General features: G+C 72.0%; 15 protein-coding genes. 7 read left to right on the plus strand and 8 right to left on the minus strand.

Going from position 1 to position 16597, the window contains the following annotated elements:
• Positions 1-166: 166 nt before the first annotated feature.
• Complete coding sequence (locus ACWEKM_RS32880; RefSeq protein WP_451624916.1) at positions 167-805, minus strand: class I SAM-dependent methyltransferase; 639 nt, start codon at positions 803-805, stop codon at positions 167-169.
• Between the two features lie 671 nt (positions 806-1476).
• On the opposite strand from ACWEKM_RS32880, the gene ACWEKM_RS32885 reads away from it, so the two are divergent.
• Together ACWEKM_RS32885 and ACWEKM_RS32890 are read left to right on the plus strand one after the other, a co-directional pair.
• Positions 1477-2685, plus strand: a complete 1209-nt coding sequence (locus ACWEKM_RS32885; RefSeq protein WP_451624917.1) for an acyltransferase family protein — start codon at positions 1477-1479, stop codon at positions 2683-2685.
• Positions 2686-3112: 427 nt separating this feature from the next.
• Positions 3113-4264, plus strand: a complete 1152-nt coding sequence (locus ACWEKM_RS32890; protein WP_451624918.1) for a glutathione-independent formaldehyde dehydrogenase — start codon at positions 3113-3115, stop codon at positions 4262-4264.
• 132 nt (positions 4265-4396) lie between these two features.
• On the opposite strand, the gene ACWEKM_RS32895 is transcribed toward ACWEKM_RS32890, so the two are convergent.
• Complete coding sequence (locus ACWEKM_RS32895; protein ID WP_451624919.1) at positions 4397-4942, minus strand: DUF2269 domain-containing protein; 546 nt, start codon at positions 4940-4942, stop codon at positions 4397-4399.
• Positions 4943-5205: 263 nt separating this feature from the next.
• On the opposite strand from ACWEKM_RS32895, the gene ACWEKM_RS32900 reads away from it, so the two are divergent.
• Positions 5206-5427 (plus strand): hypothetical protein, encoded by a 222-nt coding sequence (locus ACWEKM_RS32900; protein WP_451624920.1) that lies wholly within the window; start codon positions 5206-5208, stop codon positions 5425-5427.
• Between the two features lie 174 nt (positions 5428-5601).
• On the opposite strand, the gene ACWEKM_RS32905 is transcribed toward ACWEKM_RS32900, so the two are convergent.
• From ACWEKM_RS32905 to ACWEKM_RS32915, 3 genes are all read right to left on the minus strand, one after another.
• Positions 5602-8976 (minus strand): pyruvate carboxylase, encoded by a 3375-nt coding sequence (locus ACWEKM_RS32905; protein ID WP_451624921.1) that lies wholly within the window; start codon positions 8974-8976, stop codon positions 5602-5604.
• 177 nt (positions 8977-9153) lie between these two features.
• Positions 9154-10143, minus strand: a complete 990-nt coding sequence (locus ACWEKM_RS32910; protein ID WP_451624922.1) for an ion transporter — start codon at positions 10141-10143, stop codon at positions 9154-9156.
• Positions 10144-10550: 407 nt separating this feature from the next.
• A complete protein-coding gene (locus tag ACWEKM_RS32915; protein ID WP_451624923.1) occupies positions 10551-10817 on the minus strand; it encodes a hypothetical protein in 267 nt (88 codons plus the stop codon).
• Positions 10818-11006: 189 nt separating this feature from the next.
• Here ACWEKM_RS32915 and ACWEKM_RS32920 point away from each other — a divergent pair, with 189 nt between their 5' ends.
• From ACWEKM_RS32920 to ACWEKM_RS32935, 4 genes are all read left to right on the plus strand, one after another.
• On the plus strand, positions 11007-12677 hold the full coding sequence (locus tag ACWEKM_RS32920; RefSeq protein WP_451624924.1) for a multicopper oxidase family protein: 1671 nt from the start codon (positions 11007-11009) through the stop codon (positions 12675-12677).
• Between the two features lie 265 nt (positions 12678-12942).
• Positions 12943-13407: a hypothetical protein gene (locus ACWEKM_RS32925; RefSeq protein WP_451624925.1), complete on the plus strand. Its 465-nt coding sequence runs from the start codon at positions 12943-12945 to the stop codon at positions 13405-13407.
• Positions 13408-13748: 341 nt separating this feature from the next.
• Complete coding sequence (mgrA, locus tag ACWEKM_RS32930; RefSeq protein WP_451624926.1) at positions 13749-14792, plus strand: L-glyceraldehyde 3-phosphate reductase; 1044 nt, start codon at positions 13749-13751, stop codon at positions 14790-14792.
• A 142-nt stretch (positions 14793-14934) separates the two neighbouring features.
• The gene (locus ACWEKM_RS32935) at positions 14935-15120 is read left to right on the plus strand and encodes a hypothetical protein (protein ID WP_451624927.1); all 186 of its coding nucleotides are present in this window, start codon (positions 14935-14937) and stop codon (positions 15118-15120) included.
• Between the two features lie 96 nt (positions 15121-15216).
• Here the strand turns inward: ACWEKM_RS32935 and ACWEKM_RS32940 are convergent, their stop codons facing one another.
• The 3 genes from ACWEKM_RS32940 to ACWEKM_RS32950 form a co-directional block, all read right to left on the minus strand.
• Positions 15217-15840, minus strand: coding sequence for an HdeD family acid-resistance protein (locus ACWEKM_RS32940; protein WP_451624928.1), 624 nt, complete (start codon positions 15838-15840; stop codon positions 15217-15219).
• Between the two features lie 55 nt (positions 15841-15895).
• A complete protein-coding gene (locus ACWEKM_RS32945) occupies positions 15896-16093 on the minus strand; it encodes a hypothetical protein (RefSeq protein ID WP_451624929.1) in 198 nt (65 codons plus the stop codon).
• Between the two features lie 285 nt (positions 16094-16378).
• Positions 16379-16597: helix-turn-helix domain-containing protein (locus ACWEKM_RS32950; RefSeq protein ID WP_451624930.1), on the minus strand; the 219-nt coding region annotated here is incomplete at its 5' end.

Below are 16597 nucleotides of genomic sequence, written 5' to 3' on the forward strand. Positions count from 1 at the left end.
CCGCGGTCGGTCTGCAGGCCGTGATCACAGTGCCGTGACCCGGTTCGGCTGCCGGCCGCCGGACTGCGGGGCTTGGACGCGGTGGGCGGTGGACCGAAGGGCACGGCTGGTTGATCGCAGCCGCGGGGAGCGCGAGCCTACGGGCTGATCGGGGCGGCGGCGGACGTCAGTCGCCGGTGCGGAGCAGGCGCCACACGTTGTCGTCGCGGAAGCCCTCCGCGCCGTCCGGCGACACGCTCGTGCGCCGCACCGACTCCAGCGTCTCGACGGTCCAGCTCTCCCCCGGGAGCGCGAGATCGTCGAGGACACCGTGCAACGTGGGGAACGTGTGGTCGAAGGGCGGCTCGGTCTGCCAGGACGGCCAGCCCGCGTGCAGAACGACGAGGAGTGTGCCGCCGACGGCGATCGCGTCGGCGGCACGGCACAGCACCTCGCGCTGGTCCAGTGCCACCGGGGACTGCAGATACTGAGCGCTCACCAGATCGAACCGGCCCCGGGGGAAGCTGGGGCCCAGTTCGTGGTGCTCCCAGGCCGTGCGGTCGGTGACCCCCGCCTCGGCGGCATGCGCGGCGGCGCGGTCGAGGGCCGTGGCCGAGATGTCGGCGCCGGTGACCCGCCAGCCGCGCAAGGCGAGCCACACCGCGTCGGCTCCTTCGCCGCAGCCGAGGTCGAGGGCAGCGCCGGGGCGCAGCCCGGCCGCCTCGCGGACGAGCAGCGGATTGGGCCGACCGCTCCAGACCCGGTCGTTCCGGCGGTATCTGGTCTCCCAGAACTCCTCGGGTCGCATGGTGGGCATCTCGGTCATGGGGCCTCCCTGGTGGTTCGGCGCAGCCCGGGCTGCGGTGGGTGGACCCGGCGCCACCCGAGGAGAGCCTGCACCGATGGGGCCGGATACGGCAAAGGCCCTTGCCGATTCGGCAAAGCGCGCCCCCAGCCTGGACCGTGGCGCGGTCCGCGCGGATCCGGCCCGGGTGCTCCTCCTTGAGCCCGAAGTCGTGGAACATCGCGCCGATGCAGCGGAGTCCGGGGGCGAAGCCGAGGTCGCGGTCGCGTCCCTGGAGGGTGCCGCAGCAGTAGACGCGGTGCGAGTGGTGGTAGATCAGATCGCTGGTGGTGTCCCGGACGAGCCGGATGGCCGCGCGGCCACCTCCGGGATCACCGGCGGCGGCCGACCGGTGCCATCGCGATCTCGGCATGTCTCCCACTGGTTACGCCCTGGCCTGCCGCCGCCCCACCGTTCCCCCGGACGGGGGAAATCTTCGGGCGGGCACCCGCCGTGCCCGCGGACGCGCCGACCTCGGTCCGCCATACGAGGGGCCTGCCACGCCCGCCAAGACGCGCCGTCAACGCTCGGCAACGGCATGGGTGTGATGTTTGCAGAACAACCTGCATGAAAAGTGGCGAACTGGCAACGTTCCCTTCCATGCCCTCCCAGCAGTCCCCGCACTCCCCGCACTCCCCCCGGAAGGTGATCCGATGACGACGGCGACCACGACGACCCGCACCACCGGGACGCCGCCCGTCACCGCCCCCTCCCCCGCCGCCCGGCTGCCCCCCGCCGCGCCCGCGCCCTCGCTGCCGTCCCTCACCGGCCTGCGCTGGGTGGCGGCACTGCTGGTCTTCGGACTGCACGTGCGCAACTTCCACTACTTCGGCGGCACCGGCGACCGCTATGTGACCTGGGCGTTCGGGCCCGGCGCCAGCGGCGTTTCGTTCTTCTTCGTACTGTCCGGCTTTGTACTGACCTGGTCCGCGCGGCCCAAGGACCCCGTGCTCGCCTTCTGGCGGCGGCGGATCGCGCGGATCTATCCGGTGCACCTGGTGACCGCGGCGATCGCGCTGCTCATGGCATACACGCTGGCCCACCAGACGAAGCCCGAGCCGTCCCAGGCGGCAGCCAACATTCTGCTGGTGCATTCCTGGTGGCGTCCGTGGTGGCAGACGCTGAACCCGGTCAGTTGGTCGCTCGCCTGCGAGGCATTCTTCTACGCGGCCTTCCCGCTGCTGGCCCTTGTGCTGCGCCGACTCGGCGCCCGCGGGGCAGCGGTACTGGCCGGGGCGTCGGTGCTGGCCGTGCTGGTGCTGGCCTGGGCGGAGACGCATCACTGGACGGCGCAGTCGATCAGCGCCAACCCCGCCGCCCGGCTGCCCGAGTTCGTCCTCGGCGCTGCGGCGGCCCGGCTGGTGTTGCTCGACCGGTGGCGCGGCCCCGGCCTGGATGCCTCGCTCGCCCTCGCGGTCATCGGCTACTTCTTCGTGCCCCAGGTCACCCCCGGCTACGCGGCCACCGCCTGCACCATCGCGGGCTTCGCCCTGCTCATCCCGGCGGCGGCGGTCGCGGATCTGCGGGGGCTCCCCTCGCTGTGGCGGCACCGTCGGCTGGTGCGGCTGGGAGAGCTGTCGTTCGCCTTCTACATGGTGCACCTGCTGGTGCTGCGGGCCAGCACCAACGTGCTCGGGCTCTCCCCACGGTTCGGCGTGGCGGCGGGCCTGACCGTGACCGCCGTCGCGTTCGGGCTGTCCCTCGGCCTGTCCTGGGTGCTGTACGAGAAGGTGGAACGTCCCGCCCGGCGGCTGCTGCTCGGCGGTCGCCGCGCCGCCAAGGCGCAGTCGGCCGAGGCGCAGTCGGCGCCGCAGCCCGCCCGGAGCGGCCCCGCGCCCGGCTCGGCCCGCTCGGCCGACTGACGATCCGAGCGGCCTCTGCGACACGTCGAGCTGTACGTGGGGGGTGCCTCGTACCCGGGTGACGTCGTACCCCGGTCGTACCCCGCCTTGTCCGGCGCCGGTGCCGCCGGCGGACGGCTGAATCGCCGAGCAGCGGCGGAGGACGGGGGCGGCCGGCTCTTCCCGGCGTGGGCGGTGTGCAGGGCCACCGGGACGGCGGCACGGCGGAGAACCGTGTGCCGGGCGAGTTCCGTGGGCGGTCCGTGAGATGCGGGTTGAGATGCGGGTTGCAGGTGCTGACGTACGGGCGTTACCTGGAAGTATCGAGTGGCGAAGCAAGAACGCCTGGGCCTGCGACACGGGCCGACGGGCCCTGTCACTTTGCGCGTCCTGGCGGATGCGGCGGCCCCGTCGCCGACGCCCGGTGTTCGACGCGGAGGTGGTACAGGTGAAAGCCGTCGTCTACGAGAAGCCCTTCAGCGTGGCTGTGAGGGATGTCGACGATCCGCAGATCCAGCACCCGAACGACGTGCTGGTACGGGTGACGTCGACCGCGATCTGCGGATCCGACCTGCACATGTACGAGGGCCGCACGGCGGCCGAGGCCGGCATTGTCTTCGGGCACGAGAACCTCGGCATCATCGAGGAGGTCGGCAGCGGGGTGACCTCGCTGTCCGCCGGGGACCGCGTCGTGATGCCGTTCAACGTCGCGTGCGGGTTCTGCAAGAACTGCCTTGCCGGCAAGACCGGGTTCTGTCTGACGGTCAACCCGGGGTTCGCCGGCGGGGCGTACGGCTATGTGGCGATGGGCCCGTACAAGGGCGGCCAGGCGGAGCTGCTGCGGGTGCCGTTCGCCGACTTCAACTGTCTGAAGCTGCCGCCGGGCGAGGAGTTCGAGACCGACTTCGTGCTGCTCGCCGACATCTTCCCGACCGGATATCACGGTTGCGAACTCGCCAGGGTGTCCCCCGGTGAGAGCGTGGCCGTGTTCGGCGCCGGGCCCGTCGGTCTGATGGCCGCCTACTCCGCGCTGCTGCGCGGCGCGTCCCAGGTGTTCTCCGTGGACCGGGTGCCCGAACGGCTCGCCAAGGCGGCGGAGATCGGGGCCGTCCCGATCGACTTCACCAAGGGCGACCCGGCCGAACAGATCAAGGAGCAGACGCGGGGCGAGGGCACCGACAAGGGCGTGGATGCCGTCGGGTACCAGGCACAGGCGCGCGACGCCAGCCACGAGGAGCCCGCCGTCGTCCTGAACACGCTCGTCGAGACGGTGCGGCCGACCGGCATGCTCGGCATACCGGGCCTGTATGTGCCGTCCGACCCGGGCGGGCCCGACGAGCACGCCAAGCACGGCCAACTGCTGGTCTCCATCGGCAAGATGTTCGAGAAGGGGCAGCAGATGGGCACGGGTCAGTGCAACGTCAAGCAGTACAACCGCCAGTTGCGCGACCTGATCATCTCGGGGCGGGCCAAGCCCAGCTTCGTGGTCTCGCACGAGCTGCCGCTGGACCAGGCTCCACAGGCGTACGAGAAGTTCGACCAACGGATCGAGGGTTACACCAAGGTCGTCCTGCATCCCGGACACGCGCTCGCCGCATAGACGCGCGGGACGGCACGGCGGTGCCCGGTCCACTTGGGCCGGGCACCGCCGCGCACGGCGAACCTGGGCGCCCCTTGTTCACATGCATGATCGGAGGCGTGATCGGACTGTTCGGTGACCCGGGACGCCGTCTCAGACCGGGACGCCGGGCGAGGCGGTGCGCCGGGCCGCCGCCGGACCGCGGGCGGCCTCGCGCAGTCGGCGCCCGCGCCGGGTCGGGCCCCAGGGCTTGAGCACCGAGATCACCGTCATGAAGACATAGGCGGCCAGTGACACGGCCGGTCCCATCAGGACGGCACTGGCGTCGGGCGGGGGGCCGTCGTCGGCGACGGCCGCGACCGTCGCGTGTATCGCGGGGCGCAGTGCGAAGGCCGTCGCGGCGGTGGTGGCCAGGGTCAGCCAGAACTTGATCCAGACCCAGCGGTGCCGCGCCAGCCCCCACGGTGTGCCGAGGGACAGCACCACACCGCTGATGAGCGTGGGGAGCGCCACGGGAAGCAGCAGCCAGTCGGCGAACAGCCGCATGGACCGGACGGAGGCCACCGCGGCCGCCGCCTGCCCGGCGGTGGCCGCGGTGATCCCCAGCGCGAGCAGCCCGAGCGTGAGCCCGAGCCAGCTCGCGGAGGCGGTGACATGGACGACGAGAAGGGCCCGGCGGGCGGGACGGCTCAGTTTCATGGCCTTCACCGTGCCGGTAACGGCCCACCGCGGCGTCTGCCCGCGGGAGTAACTCCGCGTACCTTCCCGGGCGTACGTCCCCGGTCCCCGCAGGCGTACGTCCCCGGTCCCCGGTACCGGGCGCTTCGGTCCACGGGCCGACACCCCAGGGCCGCCGCGGTGTCCGGCAAGACCGGATACGGGCCCGGCCTGCCGGGGTGAGGGACAGGGCGGCGGCGGTGCGCGCGCCGCCACCCTCCCTACCGCCGACGTCCGCGGCGGCGGTGTCGTCTACGGCGTCCGCTCACCGACTCGACCGCCACGGCCGCCCGCGCCACGACCCGCCCGGCCACCGGCCCCGTTCTCGGCCCGATCCGGGCCGAGCGGATTCTCAGCAGGGCTTCTTCCAGGACGGATTCCTCGCCGGACTGAACCCGATGGCGCTGATCGCGCTGCTGGCGGTGCTGATCGCCGCGGTGGCGCTGCTGGCGCACCAGACCGCGTGAGCGCGCCGCAGAGCGGCTGAGGACGGCCGAAGGGCCCGGAGCATCAGGCTCCGGGCCCTTCGTCATGCAGCGCACATACGGACCGTACGAGTGCGGCCACGTACCGTCAGGCTCAGGCGGCGGCGTCGCCCCGGCCGCCCGCGAGGCCCGGCCGATCCAGGTCGGCCGGGCAGGTCACGTCAGTTCCACCAGGAGGTCGCCGCCCTCCACCTGCTGGATGAGGTTGATCGCCAGGCGGGACACCCGGCCCGCACGCGGGGCGGTGATCGCGGCCTCCATCTTCATCGCCTCGATCGTGGCCACCGTCGCCCCGGCCGCCACCTCGTCGCCCTCGGCGACCGCGAGCGTCACCACGCCCGCGAACGGCGCCGCCACGTGGCCGGGGTTGGCGCGGTCGGCCTTCTCCGTGGTCGGCACGTCCGAGGCCGCCGCCCGGTCGCGCACCTGGATCGGCCTGAGCTGGCCGTTCAACGTGGCCATCACCGTGCGCAGGCCCCGCTCGTCGGCGTTCCCGACGGCCTGCAACTCGATCAGCAGCCGGACCCCGGGCTCCAGGTCGACGGCGTACTCCGCCCCGGGGCGCAGCCCGTAGAAGAAGTCCTTGCTGTCCAGCACGCTGGTGTCACCGAAGGTCTGCCGGTGCGTCTCGAAGTCCCGCGTCGGGCCGGCGAAGAGCAGCCGGTTGAGTGTCGTACGCCGGGACTTCTCCAGGCCCTCGCGGTCGTCGGCGGTCAGCTCCCGCTCGGGCTTCGCCTCCGCCCGGCCCCGCAACGCCTTGGTGCGGAACGGCTCCGGCCAGCCACCGGGCGGGGTGCCCAGCTCGCCGCGCAGGAAGCCGATGACGGAGTCGGGGATGTCGTACCGGTCCGGGGCGGCCTCGAAGTCCTCCGGGCGCACATCGGCGCCGACCAGATGCAGGGCGAGGTCCCCGACGACCTTGGAGGACGGGGTGACCTTGACCAGGCGGCCCAGGATCCGGTCGGCGGCGGCGTACATGGCCTCGATGTCCTCGAAGCGGTCGCCGAGTCCGAGCGCGACGGCCTGGGTCCGCAGGTTGGACAGCTGCCCGCCGGGGATCTCGTGGTGGTAGACCCGCCCGGTGGGCGAGGCAAGGCCCGCCTCGAAGGGCGCGTAGATCCGGCGGACGCTCTCCCAGTACGGCTCCAGGTCCCCGACGGCCTGGAGGTCCAGGCCGGAGGGCCGCTCCGCGTGGTCGGTGGCGGCGACGATCGCCGACAGCGACGGCTGTGAGGTGGTGCCCGCCATCGACGCCACCGCGCCGTCCACCGCGTCCGCGCCCGCCTGGATCGCGGCCAGATAGGTGGCGAGCTGGCCGCCCGCCGTGTCATGGGTGTGCAGATGGACGGGCAGGTCGAACTCGCGGCGCAGCGCGGTGACGAGCGTGGCGGCGGCCGGGGCGCGCAGCAGTCCCGCCATGTCCTTGACCGCCAGGACATGGGCGCCCGCGGCGACGATCTCCTCGGCCAGGCGCAGGTAGTAGTCGAGGGTGTAGAGGCGCTCGGACGGGTCGGAGAGGTCGGCGGTGTAGCACAGGGCGACCTCGGCGACCGCGGTGCCGGTCTCGCGCACGGCGTCGATGGCCGGGCGCATCTGGCCGACGTCGTTGAGCGCGTCGAAGATCCGGAAGATGTCGACGCCGGTGGCGGCGGCCTCCTGAACGAAGGCGTCGGTCACCTCGGTCGGGTACGGCGTGTAGCCGACGGTGTTGCGGCCGCGCAGCAGCATCTGCAGGCAGATGTTGGGCACGGCCTCGCGCAGGGCGGCCAGCCGCTCCCAGGGGTCCTCGGCGAGGAAGCGCAGGGCGACGTCGTAGGTGGCGCCGCCCCAGCACTCCAGGGACAGCAGGCCGGGCAGGGTGCGGGCGACGACGGGGGCGACCGCGAGGAGGTCCTTGGTGCGCACCCGGGTGGCGAGCAGCGACTGGTGGGCGTCACGGAAGGTGGTGTCGGTGACGCCGAACTCCGCTGACTCGCGCAGTCGGCGGGCGAAGCCCTCGGGGCCGAGCGAGACGAGCCGCTGCCGGGAGCCGGCGGGCGGCTCACCGGCGGGCAGCGGGGGCAGCTTGGTGACCGGGTCGATCAGGTCCGGCCGCTCTCCGTGCGGCCTGTTCACCGTGACGTCGGCGAGGTAGGTGAGCAGCTTGGTGCCGCGGTCGGCCGAGGAGCGCGCGGTGAGCAGGTGGGGGCGTTCCTCGATGAACGACGTCGTCACCCGTCCGGCCTGGAAGTCCGGGTCGTCCAGGACGGCCTGGAGGAAGGGGATGTTGGTGGCCACGCCGCGGATCCGGAACTCGGCGACGGCGCGCCGGGCCCGGACGATCGCGGCCTTCAGGTCGCGGCCCCGGCAGGTGAGTTTGACCAGCATCGAGTCGAAGTGCGCGCTGATCTCGGTCCCGGCGTGGGTGGTGCCGCCGTCGAGGCGGATGCCCGAGCCGCCCGGCGAGCGGTACGCGCTGATCCGGCCGGTGTCCGGGCGGAAGCCGTTGGCCGGGTCCTCGGTGGTGATGCGGCACTGCAGCGCGGCGCCGCGCAGGGTGACCGTCTCCTGCGTCAGCCCCAGGTCCGCGAGGGTCTCCCCGGCGGCGATCCGCAACTGGGCCTGGACCAGGTCGACGTCGGTGACCTCCTCGGTCACCGTGTGCTCCACCTGGATGCGCGGGTTCATCTCGATGAAGACGTGGTGGCCGGCGCGGTCGAGCAGGAACTCGACGGTGCCGGCGTTGCGGTAGCCGATCTCGCGGGCGAAGCGTACGGCGTCGGCGCAGATCCGCTCGCGCAGCGCGGGGTCCAGGTTGGGCGCGGGGGCGAGTTCGATGACCTTCTGGTGGCGGCGCTGCACGGAGCAGTCCCGCTCGAAGAGGTGGATGACACCGCCGTCGCCGTCGGCGAGGATCTGCACCTCGATGTGGCGCGGATCGACGACTGCCTTCTCCAGGAAGACGGTGGGGTCGCCGAACGCGGAGGCCGCCTCGCGGGACGCCGCCTCGATGGCCTCACGCAGTTGGGCGGGTTCCGCCACCCGGCGCATCCCGCGACCGCCGCCGCCCGCCACGGCCTTCACGAACACCGGGAATCCGATGTCGTCCGCGGCCCGGACCAGTTCGTCGACGTCGGTGGAGGGCGCCGAGGAGCCCAGCACGGGCACACCGGCGGCGCGGGCGGCGGCCACGGCACGCGCCTTGTTCCCGGTCAGTTCGAGCGTGTGGGCGTCGGGTCCGATGAAGGTGATGCCCGCTTGTTCGCAGGCTCGGGCGAGTTCCGGGTTCTCGGACAGGAACCCGTAGCCGGGGTACACCGCGTCGGCGCCCGCGCGGCGCGCCGCGCCCACGATCTCCTCGACCGACAGGTAGGCCCGTACCGGGTGTCCGGGTACGCCGATCTCGTATGCCTCGTCGGCCTTGAGCCGGTGCAGTGAATTGCGGTCCTCGTGCGGGAACACGGCGACCGTGCGTGCGCCCAGCTCGTAGCCGGCGCGGAATGCGCGAATCGCGATCTCACCACGGTTGGCGACCAGTACCTTGCGGAACATCATCGACCCCTTCGGCCTGCGGCGACGAACACCATCGTGTCGGCGACTCCCCTGCCCTGCCACGCGGCCACGTTAGGGGTGAGCGGACGACCGCTGAAGGGGACGAACATCACATTGACATCCACGACCGTCCGGGGTCGCCCGACGTCCTGTCGCGCCCCGCGGCCCGGCCGGGCGTCAGGGGCTGCTGCCGGGTGCCGGAAGCGTCGACTCCCCGGCCACCGCCACCGGGACCCGCGCAAGCCCGCGGTCGAGGTCGCGGTCGACACCGCGGTCGACATCGCGTTGGAGGTCCCGTTCCAGGTCGTCGAGCGCGCGGCGAGCGGTCGCGATGCGTTCCGCGAGGTGCCGTCGCTCCTCGGGTTCGACGGGGGTCGGGGGCCGCTCGGGCGACGCGTCCCGTTCCAGCTCGCGGGCCTCTTCGAGCGAGGTGAGGACCACTCCGATCAGCACGTTGACCAGGACGAAGGAGGCCAGCAGGACATAGGAGGCGAAGTAGAGAAGGCTCCAGCGGGACACCTCAAGACCGGCCCGGACCGCGTCTCCGATGCCGTCCAGCGTCATCAGCAGGAACAGGGTGAGGACCGCCCGGCCGACGGAGCCGTAGTGTTCGGGGTCGGAGTTGCCGAAGAAGACCCAGCCGACCATGGCGTATACGTACAGCAGGAGCGCGCCGACGAGGAGGAAGCTCAGCGTGCCGGGCAGGCTGCGGCCCACGGCGACCAGCACGATGCGCAGTTGCGGCAGGAACCGGGCGGTGCGCAGCACCCGGGCCAGCCGCAGCAGCCGCAGCACGGTGGTGTTCTCGCGGACGACCGGCAGGAAGGCGCACAGCACGACGGCCAGGTCGAAGAGGTTCCACGGGTCCTTCCAGAACTCCCGTGGCCGGTCCGCGTGGGCCGCGAGGCGCAGCAGGATCTCGACCGTGAAGACGGCCAGACAGGTGTGTTCGGCCAGCCGCAGCCAGTGCTGCCAGCCGGCGACGAGGCCGGTGTACGTCTCCACGCCCAGCAGTGCCGCGTTCGCCAGGATCACCAGGAAGACGGTGAGGGCGAACCAGCGGGCCTCCGTGACGGCCCGGCAGCGTCGTGCCAGTGCGCGGCGGGCGGATGCGGACAACGGCGCCGGCTCGACCCCGTGCTGGTGCTGGTCCGACTCGTCCGACATGGTGCTGCTTCCGCTCCTTCACGCGCCGCGCTGGGCGGCCGGCCGCGCCCGACGGCACGGCTGTCGAGTGATCACCTTCCAGGAGAGATTTCTACAGCACTGTAGAGAGTGATGGGGAACCGGTGTGCGGCACGGGCCCGCGGGTGACGGCACGGGTCACGGCGGCCGGGCCCACGACTGAGAACGGCGGCCGCCCACGCCTGAGAATGGGCCCGCAGGTCCAAAAGTAGGCGCCCCCCGACCGGCCCGCATCGGGCCGGGCCGGGGCCGAAGCTCACCGGCTGAACGCCCCCGACCGGCTCGTTCCACGCGAGTACGAGCCCTCTTCGCGGGATGGCATGCCGGCTGCCGCGAGGAGCGTCGGCACCGCCCGCCGCGAGTGACCGCGCAGCGGACCGGCGGCCGGTTCAGGGGGCGTCGCCGCGCCAGTCGTAGCGACGGCCGTCCGGCGGGCGCGACATGTACAGGGCCCGTCCGCCGGGGCCGTAGCGGCCTATCTCGGTCACCAGCGCCACCTGCTCCCCCGGCGCCCGCCCGGGCCGGCCGGTGACGTCCAGGAGCAGCCCATCCAGGGGACCGCCGACCAGTTCCGCATAGGTACGGCCGGGCCGGGGCCCCGCGTCGTCGTGTTCGGCCCCGTACACCCGGCCCCGCATGAACTCCTGCTCATCCATGCCTTGCAGGGTTGCATCCGGCACTGACATCGATGCCGATACCCAGGTTCCGGTGGTCGTGGCTCCGGCACAGCGGGCCGCGCCCACGGCCCGGACGTCCCGTCCCGTCATCACAAGACGCCCCGGACATCACGAGACGCGCCGCCCCAGATACCGGACATATCAGCTTAAAACGTGTGTTATTCAGTCATGCACAAACCTTCGCGGCGTACCTTGCTCACCGCCTCGGTCGCGGCCGTCGGCTCGGGACTCCTGTCGGCCTGCACCGGAAACGACTCGCCCCCGCAGTCCCGACCAGAAGCCGGCTCGACGGCCAAGGGCAGCCTCAGCCACGGCTTCGTCCCCCCGGGGCCCAAGGGGTATGTGAACCCCTCCGGTCCCGAGGTGCACGCCGCCGAACGCAGACGCGGCGCCGGGCCCGTACGCAGGTTCGAGTTCACCGCCGCCGAGACGACCGTGGACCTGGAGGGGCGAAAGGTCCGCACCTGGACCTACGGTGACGACCTGCCGGGCCCGCTGGTCCGCGTCACCGCCGGCGACGTCCTCAGCCTCAACCTCGTCAACCGCCTGCCCGCCGAGACCACGCTCCACTCGCACGGCGTGCGCATGCGGTGCGACATGGACGGGGTGCCCAGCCTGACCCAGGAAGCCATCGCGCCCGGCACGGACTTCACCTACCGCTACACCGTCAGCCACCCCGGCACCTACCTGTTGCACTCCCACTCCGGCATGCAGCCCGACCGCGGCCTGTACGCCCCTTTCATCGTCGACGACCCCAAGGAGCCGCTGCACTACGACAAGGAGTGGCTGATCGTCCTCGACGACTGGGTCGACGGCGTCGACGGCTCCACCCCGGACGGGATCCTCACCGAACTGCGGCACGGCAAGGGCATGTCCATGGACGGCATGGGCATGGACAAGGGGATGGGCATGGGCCCCGAGTCCGGCGGCCACGGCGCCTCCGCCCCGCCGCACCCGGCGGCGCCCGCGAAGCCGAAGGGCTCCGCGAAGCCGAAGGGCCCCTCCCGTATCCTGCACGGCTCGCGCAGCCCGATTCTGCACAGTGTGGGCGGCAACGTCGCCCACCCCTACTTCCTCGCCAACGGCCGACTGCCCGGCAACCCGTCGGTGTTCCGGGCCCGGCCGGGCGACCGGATCCGCGTGCGCATCATCAACGCGGGCTCGGACACCGCCTTCCGGGTCGCCCTCGGCGGGCACAAGATGATCGTCACCCACACGGACGGCTACCCCGTCGAGCACACGGAGACCGACGCGCTGATCCTGGGCATGGCGGAACGGTACGACGTGCTGATCACCGCAAAGGACGGCGTTTTCCCGTTCGTCGCGCTCGCCGAGGGCAAGCGCTCCCGGGCCATGGCCCTGCTGCGCACCAGCCAGAAAAGGTCCGCTCCGCCGGCCGACGCGTACCCGGACGAACTCGACCGCGAGTTGGTGCCGGCCCGACGGATCAATCCGCACGAGTCCGTCGCCCTGTCCGAGCGGAAACCCGACCGCGAGATCCGGATCAGGCTCACCGGCGACATGAAGCAGTACAACTGGTCGTTCGACCACAAGCCGTACTCGCTCACCCAGCGCCATGCCATCCGGCAGGGCGAGCGCGTCCGCCTCACCCTCATCAACGGCACCGACATGTGGCACCCCATGCATCTGCACGGTCACACGTTCGCGGTCGTCGGCCTCAACGGTGTGGGCGCCCGCAAGGACACCTCGATCGTCCTGCCGCACCGCAAACTGGTCGTCGACTTCGACGCCGACAATCCGGGGCTGTGGATGCTGCACTGCCACAACCAGTACCACTCCGAGTCGGGCATGATGACCATCCTCGGCTACCGCACCTGACCCCCGGCCGGTGCAGGCCGCCGCCTCAAGGATGGCGGCCCGCACCGGCCGCGCGCGGCCCCGAACTCGCCCGGGAACGGGGGCCGACCACCCTTTACCGCCCGTCGCGGGTCGTCGCAGCACGCGTTACGGCCCGTCGCGGGTCGTCGCGGCGCGCGAGTGGTGGATCTCCCGGGACGGTCGTAGCGTCGATACAAGGCGGCGGCGGCCGGAGCGGCGCTTCGGACGCGGGGCCGCGAGTGCAGCAAGGCTGGCGGGAGCGAATATGCGCAGACCAGTGCGGCGTACCGCGATCATGCTCTCGGTGGGCGTACTGCTCGCGGGAGCCGTCACGACGGCCGCGGCGGCCCCGTCGGCACCGGTGCCGGCCGGCCACTCGGCACGGCAGAGTGCCACCCCCGTCCTCGTGGACTGCTTCTGGAACTCCAACGTGCGGCCCGGCGACTTCATCCTCGCCTGCGGTGACGGCAACAGCCGCCTCGACGGGCTGCGCTGGACCGAGTGGGGCCGGGACACGGCGACGGCCCAGGGCGTCAATCTGGTCAACGACTGCAAGCCGTACTGCGCTGCGGGCACATTCCGCGCCTATCCGGTCACCGTCCGGCTCGAACACCCCGCGCAGTGGCAGCGGCACCCGGAACTGAACCACTTCACACGGATCAGCCTCACCTACTCCGAGGGCCGGCCGGACGGATACGAGCGCGTGACGACGCTGCCCCTGTGGAGCTGACCGCGGCGGCAGCGTGCCGAACCGACCGCCGCCACGGTGCGGCCCCGGCCGTCTTCCGAAGAGCGACAGCAGCGGGGCCACGCCGAGGCCGAACACGCCGACCAGGTCCGCACCACCGGAAACGCCGAGGTGACCCGCGCTACGTTCGGCGGGCCGCCCGGACCGCCGCTACGGGCGCCGACCGTAGTCACGGTCGGCCGCGCCGGGGACCGGCGGATTCAGACGTGGCCGCGTTCCATCCCATGCGATCGTAGGGTTGGACTTCGGGATCATGGCGGAGCAAGGTGGGGGAAGCCCCGTACCCACGGGACACCCCGTGCCGCATCCCCGGAGAAGAGCCGATGAACCACGTCGCGAGCCCCGAGCGTTACCACGGCACCATGCGCTACCGCCGCACCGGTCGTTCGGGACTGGACCTGCCCGTGCTGTCCCTGGGCTACTGGCACAACTTCGGCGACGACCGCCCGTTCGAGACCCAGCGCGCGATCGCGCTGCGCGCCTTCGACCTCGGGATCACCCACCACGACCTGGCGAACAACTACGGTCCTCCGTACGGCTCCGCCGAGATCAACTTCGGCCGGCTGCTGAAGCGGGACCTCGCGCCGTACCGGGACGAGCTGGTGATCTCCACCAAGGCCGGCTGGGACATGTGGCCCGGCCCCTACGGCCAGGGCGGCGGCTCACGGAAGCACGTGCTCGCCTCGCTGGACCAGTCACTGCTCCGCATGGGCCTCGACCACGTGGACATCTTCTACTCCCACCGGCTCGACGCGAGCACGCCGCTGGAGGAGACGATGGGCGCGCTGGACACCGCCGTGCGCCAGGGCAAGGCGCTGTATGTCGGCATCTCCTCCTACGACACCGAGCGCACCCGCGAGGCGGCCGGCATACTGCGCGAGCTGGGCACCCCGCTGCTCATCCACCAGCCGTCGTACAGCATGGTCAACCGCTGGATCGAGACCGACGGTCTGCTGGACACCGCCCAGGAGGAGGGCTTCGGGATCATCGGCTTCACCGCGCTCGCGCAGGGGCTGCTCACCGGGCGCTACCTCGACGGCGTACCCGGGGACTCGCGGGCCGCGCAGGGGACGTCCTTCGACCCCGCCTGGCTGTCCGAGGACATGCTGCGCCGGCTGCGTGCCCTCAACGACATCGCCGCCCGCCGCGGGCAGACCCTGGCGCAGCTGGCCCTGGCCTGGGCCCTGCGCGACCGGCGGGTCACCTCGCTGGTCATCGGCGCCTCCCGGATCGACCAGTTGGAGCAGAACGTGGCCGCGCTGGAGAACCCCGACTTCGACGCCGAGGAACTGGCCGAGATCGATGCGTACGCCACCGACGGCGGCGTCGACCTGTGGCGGGATGCCCGGCTCGGCCGCCTCGACTGATCTTCCTCGATCCCCCTGCTCCCGCAGCCCCTATTCCCTCGATCCCGTTCTGGCACTCAGTGACACCCATCACTGACATATGCAGACAAATGGGACAAAGTGGAGGCACCGCGACCGTGACTTCGAGGAGCCGCACCCCGCCATGGCACACGGAGCCCACCACAACCGCTTTCTGCCTCCCCGCCCGGATCTGAGCCTGGCCCGAGACTGCGAGCACTGCCTCGGCTGGGGAACCGTCGTCACCTTCGAGGGCCGCCACGTGCTGTGCCCCACCTGCCAGCCGGACACCGGTGACGGTGAGGCCACCGCCGACAGCGCCGCCCCCTGAGCCGGGGCACGGCGACCGACGACCGCTTCGCGCGGCCCGAGTTCTCGCCGGTCGACGTCGGCGAGCGCGCCCGCCGGGACGAGGGCGGGCGGCGGGTCAGCGTAGTCTGCGCAGGGTGGAGCGCAGGGCGAAGGCCATGGTCAGCTCCATCAGCCCGAGCAGGACCAGCCACAGGCCGAGCAGCCGGATCAGGACCACCGCCGACGCCGCGGGCAGCGCGAGCACCACGATGCCCGCGGCGACGCCCAGCACGCCCGCGGCGAACACGACTCCCCGGTGGGGCAGCGCCTTCAGGGAGACGGCCGTGTACAGCGTCAGCATGCCGGACACCAGCCAGGTCGCCCCGACGATCAACGACAGCGCGGCGATGGTCTGCAACGGGTGGCGCAGACACAGCACACCGGCCAGGACGAACAGCAGGGCGACCAGCACCCCGGTGAGCCGTTCGCCGTGCCCATGCCCAGCGAAGGCGGTGACCAGCCGGAACACCCCGCTCAGCAGCAGGTACAGGCCGATGATGACGGCCAGCACATGCAGGGTCTCGTCCGGCCAGACCAGGATCAGGATGCCGGCCAGCAGCGCCACCAGTGCCGAGCCCAGGGCCCACTGCCAGGACGCGCCGAGGACGGCCAGCACCTCCGCGACGTCGCGGTCCGGGACCGGTGCGTCGGGGTGCGTGCCGGGACCGGCCCGCGGTCCCGATCGAGGCGGTTCGGTCATGGCTTCTCCTCCACCTGATCGTGCGGTTCGGGGGGATCCCCGACGGCACGGCGTTTCATTCCGGCAGTCGGCGCATCTCCAGGACGCACAGGCCCAGCGACTGGCACCGGGCCAGCAGCCCGTAGAGGTGCGCCTCGTCCACGACCGGCCCGTACAGCAGGGTCTGGTCGGAGACGACGACATGGTCGAGCTCGGGAAATGCCTCGGCGAGCGTCTTCGACAGATGTCCGTCGACGCGGATCTCGTACCGCATGAGCTGTTCTCCCCGCGGGTGGCCTGTGCGCAGGCGAACTGTGCCCTTCCCCGCGATCGTCCGCCCAGCGGCCCGGCACGGCCTCACCCTGCGCAGGTGATACCGACTCCGCGGTCCGTCACCGCGGGGGCGCACTCCAGCCGTCACCGCGACCGTCACCGCGGCACCGCGCCGCCGGTCGCCGCAGGTCGTTCACCGGTCGCCACAAGTCGTCACCGGGCGCTACCGGGCGCTACCGGGCGCCAATGGTCGCTGGCGGTTGCCGGCGGTTGCCGGCGCGGCGCCTCACAGCAGCCGGAGTTCACGGGCCCGGCGCACCGCGTCCGCCCGCCGATTGACCGCGAGCTTGCGGTAGACGCTCTTGAGGTGGGTCTTGACCGTGTTGACGGACACATACAGGTCCGCCGCGATCTCCTCGGTGGACATGAGCTGCGCGAGCCGCCGCAGCACGTCGCGTTCGCGCGGGCTCAGTTCCTCGACGACCGGAGCGGGCCGCCGGTCGGG

This window comes from Streptomyces sp. NPDC004752 (assembly GCF_053601275.1).

What these genes read in the sequence shown, in the direction of transcription:
- ACWEKM_RS32935 (WP_451624927.1), top strand. Translation starts at nt 14,935, where the DNA reads ATGGCACACGGAGCCCACCACAACCGCTTTCTGCCTCCCCGCCCGGAT.
- ACWEKM_RS32915 (WP_451624923.1), bottom strand. Translation starts at nt 10,817, where the DNA reads ATGGATGAGCAGGAGTTCATGCGGGGCCGGGTGTACGGGGCCGAACAC.
- ACWEKM_RS32925 (WP_451624925.1), top strand. Translation starts at nt 12,943, where the DNA reads ATGCGCAGACCAGTGCGGCGTACCGCGATCATGCTCTCGGTGGGCGTA.
- ACWEKM_RS32910 (WP_451624922.1), bottom strand. Translation starts at nt 10,143, where the DNA reads ATGTCGGACGAGTCGGACCAGCACCAGCACGGGGTCGAGCCGGCGCCG.
- ACWEKM_RS32905 (WP_451624921.1), bottom strand. Translation starts at nt 8,976, where the DNA reads ATGTTCCGCAAGGTACTGGTCGCCAACCGTGGTGAGATCGCGATTCGC.
- ACWEKM_RS32945 (WP_451624929.1), bottom strand. Translation starts at nt 16,093, where the DNA reads ATGCGGTACGAGATCCGCGTCGACGGACATCTGTCGAAGACGCTCGCC.
- mgrA (WP_451624926.1), top strand. Translation starts at nt 13,749, where the DNA reads ATGAACCACGTCGCGAGCCCCGAGCGTTACCACGGCACCATGCGCTAC.
- ACWEKM_RS32895 (WP_451624919.1), bottom strand. Translation starts at nt 4,942, where the DNA reads ATGAAACTGAGCCGTCCCGCCCGCCGGGCCCTTCTCGTCGTCCATGTC.
- ACWEKM_RS32885 (WP_451624917.1), top strand. Translation starts at nt 1,477, where the DNA reads ATGACGACGGCGACCACGACGACCCGCACCACCGGGACGCCGCCCGTC.
- ACWEKM_RS32880 (WP_451624916.1), bottom strand. Translation starts at nt 805, where the DNA reads ATGACCGAGATGCCCACCATGCGACCCGAGGAGTTCTGGGAGACCAGA.
- ACWEKM_RS32940 (WP_451624928.1), bottom strand. Translation starts at nt 15,840, where the DNA reads ATGACCGAACCGCCTCGATCGGGACCGCGGGCCGGTCCCGGCACGCAC.
- ACWEKM_RS32920 (WP_451624924.1), top strand. Translation starts at nt 11,007, where the DNA reads ATGCACAAACCTTCGCGGCGTACCTTGCTCACCGCCTCGGTCGCGGCC.